16 protein-coding genes are annotated in these 12,084 nt (G+C 63.3%); 11 read left to right on the forward strand and 5 right to left on the reverse strand.

Annotated features, from left to right (window positions below; translation table 11 throughout):
- From AC0L2C_RS04410 to AC0L2C_RS04420, 3 genes are all read left to right on the forward strand, one after another.
- Positions 1 to 1,164, forward strand: coding sequence for an NAD(P)/FAD-dependent oxidoreductase (locus tag AC0L2C_RS04410; protein ID WP_287238657.1), 1,164 nt, complete (start codon positions 1 to 3; stop codon positions 1,162 to 1,164).
- Between the two features lie 72 nt (positions 1,165 to 1,236).
- Entirely contained in the window at positions 1,237 to 1,461 is a 225-nt protein-coding gene (locus AC0L2C_RS04415; RefSeq protein ID WP_023797836.1) for a hypothetical protein, read from the forward strand.
- 112 nt (positions 1,462 to 1,573) lie between these two features.
- Complete coding sequence (locus AC0L2C_RS04420; RefSeq protein WP_128173110.1) at positions 1,574 to 1,933, forward strand: YybH family protein; 360 nt, start codon at positions 1,574 to 1,576, stop codon at positions 1,931 to 1,933.
- A 182-nt stretch (positions 1,934 to 2,115) separates the two neighbouring features.
- Here AC0L2C_RS04420 and AC0L2C_RS04425 read toward each other — a convergent pair whose 3' ends face one another.
- Positions 2,116 to 2,553, reverse strand: coding sequence for a CBS domain-containing protein (locus tag AC0L2C_RS04425; RefSeq protein ID WP_287238658.1), 438 nt, complete (start codon positions 2,551 to 2,553; stop codon positions 2,116 to 2,118).
- Between the two features lie 221 nt (positions 2,554 to 2,774).
- Here AC0L2C_RS04425 and AC0L2C_RS04430 point away from each other — a divergent pair, with 221 nt between their 5' ends.
- Together AC0L2C_RS04430 and AC0L2C_RS04435 are read left to right on the forward strand one after the other, a co-directional pair.
- Entirely contained in the window at positions 2,775 to 3,212 is a 438-nt protein-coding gene (locus AC0L2C_RS04430) for a hypothetical protein (RefSeq protein ID WP_023797833.1), read from the forward strand.
- A 116-nt stretch (positions 3,213 to 3,328) separates the two neighbouring features.
- Entirely contained in the window at positions 3,329 to 4,519 is a 1,191-nt protein-coding gene (locus AC0L2C_RS04435) for an NADH-quinone oxidoreductase subunit D (protein WP_287238659.1), read from the forward strand.
- A 16-nt stretch (positions 4,520 to 4,535) separates the two neighbouring features.
- Here the strand turns inward: AC0L2C_RS04435 and AC0L2C_RS04440 are convergent, their stop codons facing one another.
- Together AC0L2C_RS04440 and AC0L2C_RS04445 are read right to left on the reverse strand one after the other, a co-directional pair.
- A complete protein-coding gene (locus AC0L2C_RS04440; RefSeq protein ID WP_023797831.1) occupies positions 4,536 to 5,288 on the reverse strand; it encodes a metallophosphoesterase family protein in 753 nt (250 codons plus the stop codon).
- Positions 5,281 to 6,093 (reverse strand): nucleotidyltransferase family protein, encoded by an 813-nt coding sequence (locus AC0L2C_RS04445; RefSeq protein ID WP_023797830.1) that lies wholly within the window; start codon positions 6,091 to 6,093, stop codon positions 5,281 to 5,283. Before AC0L2C_RS04445 ends, AC0L2C_RS04440 begins: the two co-directional genes overlap by 8 nt.
- Before the next feature lie 164 nt (positions 6,094 to 6,257).
- Between AC0L2C_RS04445 and AC0L2C_RS04450 the strand changes: the two genes are divergently transcribed.
- Positions 6,258 to 6,542, forward strand: coding sequence for an acylphosphatase (locus tag AC0L2C_RS04450; RefSeq protein ID WP_023797829.1), 285 nt, complete (start codon positions 6,258 to 6,260; stop codon positions 6,540 to 6,542).
- Between the two features lie 42 nt (positions 6,543 to 6,584).
- Entirely contained in the window at positions 6,585 to 6,749 is a 165-nt protein-coding gene (locus AC0L2C_RS04455) for a hypothetical protein (protein ID WP_023797828.1), read from the forward strand.
- Between the two features lie 197 nt (positions 6,750 to 6,946).
- Here the strand turns inward: AC0L2C_RS04455 and AC0L2C_RS04460 are convergent, their stop codons facing one another.
- Positions 6,947 to 7,381, reverse strand: a complete 435-nt coding sequence (locus tag AC0L2C_RS04460) for a hypothetical protein (RefSeq protein WP_084646611.1) — start codon at positions 7,379 to 7,381, stop codon at positions 6,947 to 6,949.
- A gap of 297 nt (positions 7,382 to 7,678) precedes the next feature.
- Between AC0L2C_RS04460 and AC0L2C_RS04465 the strand changes: the two genes are divergently transcribed.
- A complete protein-coding gene (locus tag AC0L2C_RS04465; protein ID WP_084833640.1) occupies positions 7,679 to 7,858 on the forward strand; it encodes a hypothetical protein in 180 nt (59 codons plus the stop codon).
- Between the two features lie 180 nt (positions 7,859 to 8,038).
- On the opposite strand, the gene AC0L2C_RS04470 is transcribed toward AC0L2C_RS04465, so the two are convergent.
- Entirely contained in the window at positions 8,039 to 8,971 is a 933-nt protein-coding gene (locus AC0L2C_RS04470) for a GntR family transcriptional regulator (protein WP_023797826.1), read from the reverse strand.
- 140 nt (positions 8,972 to 9,111) lie between these two features.
- Between AC0L2C_RS04470 and AC0L2C_RS04475 the strand changes: the two genes are divergently transcribed.
- From AC0L2C_RS04475 to AC0L2C_RS04485, 3 genes are read left to right on the forward strand one after another with little or no spacing between them, the layout of a single operon-like run.
- Positions 9,112 to 10,311 carry a C45 family autoproteolytic acyltransferase/hydolase gene (locus tag AC0L2C_RS04475; RefSeq protein ID WP_023797825.1) on the forward strand — a complete coding sequence of 400 codons (1,200 nt, stop codon included), beginning with the start codon at positions 9,112 to 9,114 and terminating at the stop codon, positions 10,309 to 10,311.
- Entirely contained in the window at positions 10,293 to 11,234 is a 942-nt protein-coding gene (locus tag AC0L2C_RS04480) for an ABC transporter permease (RefSeq protein WP_023797824.1), read from the forward strand. Before AC0L2C_RS04475 ends, AC0L2C_RS04480 begins: the two co-directional genes overlap by 19 nt.
- Complete coding sequence (locus AC0L2C_RS04485; RefSeq protein ID WP_287238661.1) at positions 11,231 to 12,058, forward strand: ABC transporter permease; 828 nt, start codon at positions 11,231 to 11,233, stop codon at positions 12,056 to 12,058. The genes AC0L2C_RS04480 and AC0L2C_RS04485 overlap by 4 nt, the downstream gene beginning before the upstream one ends.
- Positions 12,059 to 12,084: the final 26 nt, after the last annotated feature.

A 12,084-nucleotide genomic window follows, 5' to 3' on the forward strand; every position in this document is an offset into this window, starting at 1 on the left:
GTGGACCATGTCGACTGCATCGTTGCCGGCGCCGGCGTCATTGGCCTCGCGATCGCGCGAGAGATGGCGCGGCGTGGCATGGACACCCTGATCCTCGAGGCCGAGAACGCCATCGGCACCGGGACCAGTTCGCGCAATTCCGAGGTCATCCATGCCGGCATCTACTATCCGGCCGGATCGCTGAAGGCCCGGCTCTGCGTGGCAGGCCGCGAAAGGCTCTACCGTTATTGCCAGGAGCGGGCGGTGCCGCATGCGCGCTGCGGCAAGCTCATCGTCGCCACGGATGCCGAACAGGAGCCGATGCTCGCTTCGATCCTGGCCAATGCCGCTGCTTGCGGCGCGGGCGATTTGACGCCCTTGACCGCAGCAGAGGCGCGCAGGCTGGAGCCCAAGCTGCGCGGCACGGCCGCGCTTTTGTCTCCCGCCACCGGCATCATCGACAGCCACGCGCTGATGCTTGCGCTGCTGGGCGACGCCGAGGAGCACGGGGCGGCGCTCAGCCTCAACACCCGCATCGCCTCGGGCGCCATTGAAGGTGGGCGCATCGTGCTCGACACGATCGACAGCACCAGCGGCGAGCGCTTTAAAATCGCCACCGCGCGCTTCGTCAACGCCGCCGGGCTCGGCGCCACGGCACTTGCCGGCTCGCTTGACGGGCTCGACCGGCAATTCGTGCCAGAACTTCGCTACGCCAAGGGCAATTACTTTTCGGTCGCCGGCCGGGCGCCGTTCTCGCGGCTGGTCTATCCCGTGCCCGAACCCGGCGGGCTCGGCGTCCATCTGACGCTCGACCTCGACGGCGTCGCCCGCTTCGGGCCTGACGTCGAATGGACCGATCAACTCGACTATCGCGTCGATCCAATACGTGGCGAGCGCTTCTACGACGAGATCCGCAAATACTGGCCGGACCTGGCCGATGGCAGCCTGCGGCCGGCCTATAGCGGCATCCGGCCGAAGCTCTCCGGTCCCGGCGAAGCCAATGCCGACTTCGTCATCCAGGACGCGGCGGTGCATCGCGTGGAGGGCCTGGTCAATCTGTTCGGCATCGAGAGCCCCGGCCTGACCTCAAGCCTGGCGATCGCCGACCATGTCGCCCAGCGCCTCGCGCCGAAGGCGGCTAGCCGAGGGCGACCCGCGCGAGCGCGCCCGCTGCCAAAGGCATAATCCAAACGCCCGTAAGCCATCCATAAGCCGGGATCGCGGAACCTCGGTCCGACGATCACCGGGACCATCGATATGAAGATCCGTTTCGAAGCCATACCGAACCCAAGCTGCCGGTTCGAGATCTGGGACAATGAGACCGGCGAGCCCGTCGTCCATCACGATCGGCTGCTGACTTTCGCCTCGGCGAAGTCGGCGGCAAGGATCGCCGACTTCCTCAACGACAGCCGCAGCCACCGGCGCCGCGCCCGCACCGCCGAATGGCGCGTTGCGGATCGCGATCTCGGCTGGGGAGGATGATCGCCAGGCTGCTCCACCTTGCGATCAGCATGGCGGAGCTTGCGGCTCGTCTTCCAACGAAACTTGGCGCAGGATCGAACGCTTTGCTACCGAGCGTCGGAGGAGTTTCGCCATGACCGATGAAGCAAGCCGCGAGCCGGCGCGTGATCCCCAGGATCTGGAGCGTCTGCTGATCTCCCGGCAGTGGGTGGGAGACATCGACGGCATGGCCGCGCTTTTTGAGCCGCATGCCGTCGTCGACAGCGGTGACGGGCGACTGACGCGTGGCCGCGAAGCGATCCGGGCACTCTTCGCCGACATCACCGCAACGGGCCGAAAATATGCCGCCGGAAATCAGGCTCCGGCTGTTGTCAGCGGAGATTTGGCACTGACGTCAACCCATCTTCCCGATGGCACCGTAACCGCCGAGGTCGCCCGCCGCCAGGGCGACGGGACATGGCTGTGGGTCATCGATCGATTCTCCGTAGCGTAGCGTCGGCCCGGATGATCCCGGAAATCGATTTTCGCTGGGAATCATGCGCAAACCAAGTGCTCGCGCGTCCGGGCGTGCGGCCCTGTAGCGCAAAGGAGTGACTCCAGTACGGTTGTGGATTCGAAGTTCCTGAACGCCGATGCCGTCGATCGAGCAGGAACTTCAAATCTGTTTATGATGCATCAGTGCGCCGTCTGAGAATGGTCGCCGCCCGGCTGCGAAATGCCGCCCAGCGCTTCGCCGGCCCAGGCGGGCTCGCCGTTCGTGGCGAGGTCGCCGAGCGAGACAATGCCAACCAACCGCCGGTCGCGGCTGATCACCGGCATTCGCCGCAGTTTGAGATCGCGCATATTCTGAAGGACATCGCCGACTTCCTGGTCGTCAAAGCAGCACTGTACCTCCGCGCTCATCACATCCCTGATCTTGGTGTCGGGACCTCTGCCCTCCGCGATGCCACGGACGGCAATGTCACGGTCCGTGATCATGCCGACCAGCCGCTCATTCTCACCCACGGGGTGAACACCGGCGTCAAGATCGGCCATGGCTCGTGCGGCATCCCGCAAGGACTGGTCCGGACTGGCGACCTGAACTTTCCGTGTCATGCACTCGCTGATTCTCATGGCTTTCTCCTCGAGCTGCAGCGCCCCGCCGATCCTGTGATGAAGGTGTGATCAGGGGAGAATGAACGCCTGTCGGAATCGTTCCATCGTTCGACCGCTCGCGCCAGGATAGGCTCCACCATGGCCATATCCGTGACGGACGGGAACCATAATCCGGGACAATGGTTGTGTGGTCACCAGGTGATCCTCCTCGAGCAAAACGGAAAACGGAAGGAACGATCATGCGCATATTGACGACAATTGCCGCCCTTTCGGGATTGGCCCTGGCGCAGCCGATCCACGCGCAATCCACCGACCCGCAGCTTCCCCAAATCGCACCCCCGGCTCCGGAAGCCCTGCCCGATCCAAGCTTGCCCAACCAAACGCCTGACCAGGCCCTGCCTGACCAAGCCCTGCCGGATCAAGGTTTCACCGACCAGAATTTTACTGGCATTGCCATTGTCGCCCTCGAGGATTTGCCGCCGGAACTCAAGACGCAAGCCGAGGCCGTGATCACCCAGACCAGCGTTGAAGATCTGCTTACTCTGCAGAGCTCGATCGATGCCTCGCCACAGGCAGCATCGGTGCTGGCGGCGAACGGGCTGGATTCGTCGCAGGTTGTTGCCGCCAACATCGACGGCGACGGCATGCTGACTCTGATCATCCAGACAACCACGTGATTGGCGGGCACGTGATTGGCGGGCACGTGATTGGCGGGCACCTGATCGGTGGTCCGGGCGTGGCGGGCCGGAGCACTGGGCTTCGGCCCTGAAACCCGGTACAGCGGAGCAGCGTCATGGTCGAAGCCGCAGTTCGCAACTTCACCATCAACTTCGGACCGCAGCATCCCTCTGCTCACGGCGTGCTGCGCCTGGTGCTCGAACTGGACGGCGAGGTCGTCGATCGCGCCGATCCCCATATCGGCCTGCTCCACCGCGGCACCGAAAAACTGATCGAGTACAAGAACTATCTGCAGGCTCTGCCCTATTTCGACCGGCTCGACTATGTCGCGCCGATGAACCAGGAGCATGCGTTCTGCCTCGCCGCCGAGAAGTTGTTGGAAATCTCGGTCCCGAAGCGAGGACAGCTCATCCGTGTTCTGTTTTGCGAAATCGGCCGGCTCTTGTCGCATCTCCTCAACGTCACGACACAGGCCATGGATATCGGCGCGCTGACGCCCCCGCTCTGGGGTTTTGCCGAGCGCGAGAAGCTGATGGTGTTTTACGAGCGCGCCTCCGGCGCCCGCATGCATGCGAATTATTTCAGGGTCGGTGGCGTGCACCAGGACCTGCCTCCGAAGCTCCTGGACGACATCTGGGCTTTCTGCGATCCGTTCCTCAAGGTTTGCGGCAACCTCGACGAGTTGCTCACCGAAAACCGTATCTTCAAGCAGCGCAACGTCGATGTCGGCGTGATCGGCCTCGACGACGCCTGGGCCTGGGGCTTCTCCGGCCCCATGGTGCGCGGGTCGGGCGCGGCGTGGGACTTGCGCAAGGCACAGCCATATGAATGCTACCCCGAGATGGATTTCGACATTCCCATCGGCAAGAACGGCGACTGTTACGACCGCTATCTCGTCCGCATGGAGGAAATGGGCCAGTCGGTGCGGATCATGAGGCAATGCCTGGAGAAATTGCGATCGCCCGAAGGCCAAGGGCCGGTGGCAATTCCGAACCAAAAGATCACGCCGCCGCCGCGGGCGACGATGAAACGCTCGATGGAAGCGACCATCCACCATTTCAAACTCTACACGGAGGGTATTCGCGTGCCCGCCGGAGAAGTCTACGCCGCGGTGGAGGCGCCGAAGGGCGAGTTCGGCGTCTATCTGGTTTCGAACGGCGGCAATACTCCCTATCGGTGCAAGATCCGCGCGCCGTCCTTTGCCCATCTGCAGGCGATGGATTTTCTGTCGCGCGGGCACATGCTCGCCGATGTCGCCGCGATCATCGGCTCGCTCGATATCGTGTTCGGCGAGATCGATCGCTGACGAGGCGCGGGGTGTTTCAGATTTCGAGCAGGGCGTAGGGACGGCCGGTCGGCTTCGCCACGTGCATGGCGACGTTGTAGACCGGGGCACCGCCGGGCGTGCGACCTTCATAGATGCCGCGATGCGCGTGGCCATGCACCACGGCGCTGACCTTGAACCGATCGATCGTCTCCGCCAGCCGCGACGAGCCCAGGAACGGAAAAATCTCCAATGGCTCGCCAGCGACCGTCTCGACCACCGGAGCGTAGTGCAGGACGACAAGCGTACGATTGGTGCGAACCTGCCGCATTGCGTTTTCGAGCCGCATCGATTCGCTGACGCTTTCGGCGACCATCGCCTTGATCGCCGGCTCGCCGAAGGAGCCGAGCATGCGTGATCCAAAACCGCCAATGAACCCCTTCACGCCGACAAAGCCGACGTCCTTGATTTCCGTGGTCTGGCCGTCAAGAAGATGGACGCCCGCCTGCCGAAGGATGTGGGCGACGTCCTCGACCGCGCCGGATTCATAGTCATGGTTGCCGAGCACGGCGACGACCGGGATTGCGCAGGCGCGCAAATCCTCCGCAAGGATTTCGGCCTCACGCGGCTTGCCGAGATTGGTGAGGTCGCCAGTGAGCACGAGGACGTCCGCTTCGCGCGAAACTTCGCCGAAGAGATCACGGCAGGAGGCCTGGGCGTCTTCCCGCACATGCAGGTCGCCGATAGCCGCAATCCTCACGGTGCCGCCGTTCCCAACCCTTGCCGTAGCAGCCTCGTTCCTCTCAGCCATCACGAAATTCTCCTGTTCCGCCGACGCCGGCAAAACCCCACTCCTTGACGTCGATCTCGTAGTCGGTCGGCGAAAGCAGGCGCCCGCGGCAGATTTTCATTCGGGGCGTAGGCAACTCCCGCTGCTTGGCGAGCCGGTCAAGCAATTCGTCGAGCAGCCAGGCGGGAACGTGATCGCGCTCGCTCGGATAGATCCAGCGGAAATTGAGAAGCTGCATCAGCAGCACCTCCCAGTGGACTTCGAGGTAGGAAAGCAGCCGGCGCCAATCGATCTGATCCTGCGCCTTGAGGATGGTATGAGCGATGTCGGCGCCGTCGTGGCGGCTTCTGTCCTGGATGAAGCATTTGGACCAGATAAGCTCGGTCGGACCGACGATCCGCACCTGACTGCCCAGCAGCTCGATTTGCCGCGCATGCTCCAGCCACTGATCGCCGACCGGCATGGTGCCGTTCGCCGATGCGAATATGACGTCAAAAAAATGCGTGCTCTTGAAGACCTTTCCAAGCCACCGGTCGTCCACGATCTCGACCGCATAGCCGGCTTGCTTGAAATGCGCCAGGATGCGCGCGTAGTCGCCGGCCTTGCAGAAAATGTCGAGGTCTTTGGTCTGGCGCGTGACGCCCGTATAGGCGCTCACCGCGTAGGTGCCGGCGACAAGAAAGGGGATGTCCGTTGCGGCGAGTTCGCGGATCGCCTCTGTATAAAAGACCTCGGCCTCGGCGTGTTGAAGCGTCGGCGCCGCTTTCGGATCGATCGTCGGAACGGATGCCGGGATGGCGCCTCCCGTTGGAGAATCGTTGGTCATGAAATCGTGGCTCCGAGGCCCAGCAACCTGCAGCTGTCCGTCTTTTAAACAAAGCCGCCGCCGCATGGTTCCGTTGCCGTCATAAAGCGTAAAATGTGATGGCGGAGCCTTTCTCGCCGCTGGTGAGTTGAAGGTGTGAACAAACCAACTGCACGGAGGCGACCATGGAGGACGGGCGCAAGGCGGTACGCGTCAGACTGAGGGGAAGGGTGCAAGGCGTCTCGTTTCGCGTGTGGACACGGACCGAGGCCGAGAGGCTCGGTCTGTCCGGGTGGGTTCGCAATGAGGAGGATGGATCCGTAACGGCACTGATCGTCGGAGCCGAAGGCGCGGTTTCGACCATGTTGGACCGGTTGTGGAAAGGGCCGACCGGAGCGTCGGTCTCCAGCGTGACATCCCAGGACGTCGATGCCGGCCAGGAGCCGAACGGATTCAGGATCATCGGCTAGGAGTGTGTACCGGCTTGAAGGCCAAGCCTCCGCGACGTTGCCTTGCGCGGGAGCAATCGACAGCCAGCGGTTCCGCAACAGGTCAAGGAAAAGGCGCTTGCGGAGGCAGCGGCTGTCATCGAGGATGACGATAGCTCGATCCTCATGGAAAGCCGCGCCGCCATTGCGGAAGCAGTCCATCGTCGCTACACGGCGCCCGCCGACTGAAATCCGCGCATCCCTGTGGTATCGAGCCTATGGTTCGAGCTTCGCCGATGGCGGATGGCCGTCGAAACGGCCTATCCGCTCATCAACGACCGCTGATGCGAGGCGTGGAAATCACTTCGCCGCCCCATCACCCGAACATGCCGGCCCCCAACATAAATGCCGGCAGCGTCAATGCCGTAGCGTCAGTGCCCGAAGCGTCAGTGCATGAATATTCCTCGCAGCCAGGCGAAGAAACCAAACCTTTCGGACATTGCCGAACGGACGCGAGAGGCAGCCCATCGCGCTCGTATCGAGGCGCCGACATGGCAATGGCAGACGATTTCGTGCAGCTGCCAGTCGGTCAGCTCGAAGAAGCGCTTGGCTTCACCGTAGGTGTCATCTCTCAAGCCTTGCGCGCGAAAGATCGGGTCCTCGAAGGCAACCGTGAGAGGCGAGTCGTTGTAACGCATTTTCTCGCGTATCTCAGGGGACTTGTATTCGGTGCCGGTCAACGCTTCGAGACGTCGATCGGGATTTTTCTCCAGCAGTTTCGCCCAACGTTCGAGACGCTGGCTTCGAGTCGCTACGAGGTCTGTTGCTTCAGCGTGAACGTCGGCAACGGTATGCAGTTGGTCAAGTGTTTGGTGCTTCACGGCCGCCTCCTATTCAGCAGGTGAGTTCGTCCCACCCTGAAATGGAAATTATGGCGCTCCACGACGCCGGCAAGGCCCTCATGGGCGGACCATTCGATCACTTTTCTGACGGCCCCGTCCGGCCACGAATGCCGATGCCTGCGTGGATCATCGGAGTTCGCGTCGGAACCATAGGCATGCGTGGTCGTTCTGCGTGCGTCAGCCCGAGCGAAAACCGATCGAAACGGGTGGCTTCAAAAATCCCAGCCGACGTCGGTGACCCGCCAAGGCAGAGTGCGAGCGGAAGGAAATCACACCATGGCCATTCTTCCCACTCCCGAACCAACGCCCACTCCCGCGCCCACACCGCCGCCGTTTCCTGAACCGAAGCCGGTGCGTGAGCCGGACCCGGACAGACTTCCCGACGAAGCTCCTGTCCCCAATCCGGATGAGAATGATGCGCCGCTGAAAATCAGTCCCAAAGTTCCCGGGAGTTGACGGAGCGGAGACGCTCGTTCCAGATCGCCCAGATTCCGCATGGATCCGAGATGGCGTCGGCGCGTTGGCTCACTGAGCGGCCAGCATGCGGGCTGCGTCGCCGTCGTCTCGGTGCTGTCAGTGGTGATCAGGCGCGGAAAATGACGACGGAAATGCTCATCGTCGCGGACATAGCAGGCATCAGATCGAGCGCTGCGGCGAAGCGAACTCGGATGCCTGCCTTAGATGCTGGCGCAGCAGCGCCTCGGCCCATTCGATCTCGCCCGCCTCGACGGCATCGAGGATGGCCAGATGTTCCCGGCAGGACTGCTCGATGCGTTCCGCCGGCAGTTCCTCGAAACCCGCCGACTCCTGCAACCGGCGCAGATTGTTCTGCTGGCGCACCGCATCCGCCAGGAACCGGTTGCCGGAACAGGCCGCAAGCCCTTCGTGAAAGGATGCGTTGATCCGGAACCATTCGTCGCCGCCGATCAGCGTCTTGCCCGTCGACACGATCGCCAGGATGCGCTGGTGAGCGCGGCGGACCGGCGCCAGTTGCTGAGGATCCGCATTGAACATGGGTGACCGCAGCGCCGCGCATTCGACGGCCGTCCGGAATTCATAGCTTTCCCGGTAGGCGTCCTCGCCGACCAGTGTGTCGGCGAAACGCCAGCCATGCCCCGGCAGGCGCTGCACCAGCCCTTCGGCGGCAAAGCGGAGCAAAAGCTTGCGCACGACGCCGCGCGACACCTGATAGCGCGGCATCAGTTCCGCCTCGGACACCTCTTGCGGCAGCTGGCCGAGCGCGCGCTCACGCATCATCCTGCGGTAAAGCTCCTCGAGCGGTGAACTGGGCAGGATATCCTCAGGGTCGAGGTCGGCGACCTCGCGCGCCAATTGCAGCCCCCTCGTCTCGAACGGGCTCAAGATGCCCTGGGCGACCAGCAGCTCCAACGCCGCGCTGATCGGAGAACGCGAGACGCCGAAGGTGCGGGCAAGGTCGGGCACCGAGACGCGGGTTCCAACCGTCCAGCCCGAATCCCTGATCCGCTCCAGGATCCGCCGCGCCAGATCGATCTGCAGCGGACTGGCCGTCTCGCCGCGTGCCGGCCGGTCGATGATCGTTTCATTCATAGGCACTTCCTCAGGCGTTCGCATCTTCGCATTATAGATATGCGCCACGCAGTTCGAACTGGCAATCTATCGAATTTTCCTGCTTTTCATTCAATCAAAATGCATTAGTATCCGAACTCAACGAGTTGAGGCTTCCCTTGATGACAACAGTCGCACCTTTTCCGCTTGTCGAGATCGAAGGAGCGCCGAAAGCGCGCGGCATGGCCTATGGCGAACAGGCGCGCGGTCGCATCGGCGCTTCGGTGGCGCTCTACGCAGGGCAGCTCGACCGGTTCGGCTTCGGGCGGGACGATGTCGCGCGGTTTTCCGAAATCTTCCTGCCTCGCTTGCGGCAACGGGCGCCCGATCTCGTCGAGGAAATGGAAGGGATCGCGTCAGGCGCCAATCTCGACCTGTCCTCGATCGTCCTGGTCAACGCGCGTACCGAAATCCTGCAGCTCGCCCGGCGCGAGAAAGGCATTTCCGACGACGAGCCCGACGGCTGCACGGGCGCTGTGATCTTGCCGGAGGCGACCCGCAACGGCAGGCTCATCCATGGCCAGAACTGGGACTGGAAGGCCGAATGCGCCGAGACCTCGGTGGTGCTGCGCATCCGGCGAACGGACGGGCCGGACCTCCTCACCTTCACCGAAGCCGGCGGACTGGCGCGCAGCGGCTTCAACGCGGCCGGCATCGGCATCACCGCGAACTATCTCGAATCGGACCGCGACTATCGCGAGATCGGAATTCCGCTGCCCTTCATCCGGCGCCGGGCGCTTGAAGCGCAGCATTTCGCGGACGCCATCAAGGTGGTGGCGACGACACCGAAATCCGGCTCCAACAACATGATCCTGAGCACCGCCGAGGGCTTCGCGGTCGATTTCGAATGCGCGCCGGACGAGGCCTTCGCCATCTATCCGGACGACGACATGATCGTCCACGCCAATCACTGGCAGAGCCCGGTGGCGTTGTCGAAGCTGCGCGAGACCGGGCTTCGCGACGTGCCGGACAGTCTCTATCGCGACCAGCGCGTGCGCCGTCGCCTGTCGGCGCGGCATGGGGACGTCACGATCGACGATTTGAAGGAAGCCCTCTTCGACGATTTCGCTTCGCCGTTCAGCGTCTGTCGTCCGCGGATCAGGAAGAAAGGCGGCAATCTCTCGGCGACGGTGGCGATGATCGTCTTCGAACCAGCCGCCGGCGTCATGGAGATCGCACCGTTGCCGGCCGAGAACCGCGAATTCACCCGCTACGAACTTACCCTCGACGACGAGGTCCGCGAGCGCGCCGAGAAGGCGATGCTGGCACGGGGGCGACCTTCGATATCAGCACAGGAGAAACGATGGTCCGCTTTGTCCTGACCCGCATCGCCAGCGCCATACCGACCCTGATCCTGGTGTCGGTTGCGGTCTTCGTGATGATGCGCTTCATCCCGGGTGATCCTGCGACGCTGATGCTGGGAGACCTCGCACAGCCCGGACAGGTCGAAGCCATGCGGCATCAGATGGGGCTCGACCAGCCCGTGGTGGTGCAATATCTGATCTGGGCCGGCAACGTCCTTACAGGCGATTTCGGGCGCTCGATCGGCAGCGGGCAAGAGGTGCTGCCGCTGATCCTCGACCGTTTTGCCGTCTCCTCGATCATCGTCCTCCTGGCCGTGCTTGTCGCCTCCGTCATCGCCGTGCCGGCCGGCATGCTGGCCGCCTGGAGACAGGACAGTCTTGGCGACATCACCGTCGTCGCCACCTCGACCATCCTGCTCTCGATCCCCAGTTTCTGGCTGGGGTTGATGCTGATGCTGATCTTCGGCCTCTATCTCGGCTGGCTGCCGATCGTCGGCTACGTGCCCTTCAGCCGCGACTTCGCGCAAGCCGCTCTCTATGTGATCCTGCCCGTGGTCACCCTGGTGCTCGTCGAGTCCGGCCCGATCGCGCGCATGGCCAGGGCCAGCACGATCGAGGTGGCGCGGCTGGAATACATCACCCATGCGCGGGCAAAGGGACTTTCCGAAAGCGCTGTGATGTGGCGCCATGCTTTCAAGAACGCCTTCGCGCCCACCTTGACCCTGATCGGCCTGGTGCTCGGCAGCCTGCTTTCCAGCATCGTCGTCATCGAGACCGTCTTCACCATTCCCGGCCTCGGCCGGCTGCTGGTCGACGCCATCTATGCCCGCGACTATCCGGTGATTCAGGGAACGATGCTGTTCATCGCCTTCATCTATGTCGTGGTCAACCTTCTCGTCGACCTCGTCTATCCGCTGCTCGATCCGAGGGTCGCCGCATGATCGCCCGTGCGCTCGGCCGGCCCGGCCTGAAATTCAATGCGACCTTCGGGATTGCCGTCACCGGGGCATTGATCCTTCTGGCGGTGTTCGGTCCATGGATCGCCCCCTACGATCCGCTCAAGCTCGATCTGCCGTTGCGGCTCAGCGGGCCGTCGCCCCAGCACCTGCTCGGTGCCGACGAGTTCGGGCGCGACGTGCTCAGCCGCCTCGCCAGCGGCGCGCGGACCAGCGCCTGGATCGCTTTTGCGACAGTCGCCTTCGCCTTGATCCTCGGCATCGTGTTCGGCGTTCTCGCCGGTTTCCTGCGCGGCTGGGTCGATCGCGTCGTCATGATGGTCAACGACGCCTTCCTCGCATTCCCCGGCCTGCTTCTGGCGCTCGGTCTGATGGCGGTGATCGGCGCCAGCCGCGAGGGTATCATCGTTGCGCTCGGCCTTGCCTACATGCCGATCGTGGTGCGCGTGGTGCGGGCCTCGGTGATGTCCATTCGCGAGCGGGAATATGTCGAGGCCTCGCGGGTGATGGGCAACAGCGAGATCATCACCATGGCGCGGCACGTGCTGCCCAACTGCGTCGCCCCGATCATCGTGCTCGCCACCACAATGTTCGGCTGGATCATCCTGTCGGAGAGCGCGCTGAGCTTTCTTGGACTGGGCGTCCCACCTCCAGCGCCGAGCTGGGGCAACATGCTGTCGACGGCTCGGCCCTATATCGGCCAGGCGCCGCATCTGATCATCCTGCCGGGTCTCTGCATCTCGATCACGCTGCTCGGCATCAACATGCTGGGCGACGCGGTGCGAGACTGGCTCGACCCGAAAATGTAGGTCCTGGAAACATGCTCGTGCCGACC

This window comes from Mesorhizobium sp. WSM4845, from assembly GCF_055811455.1.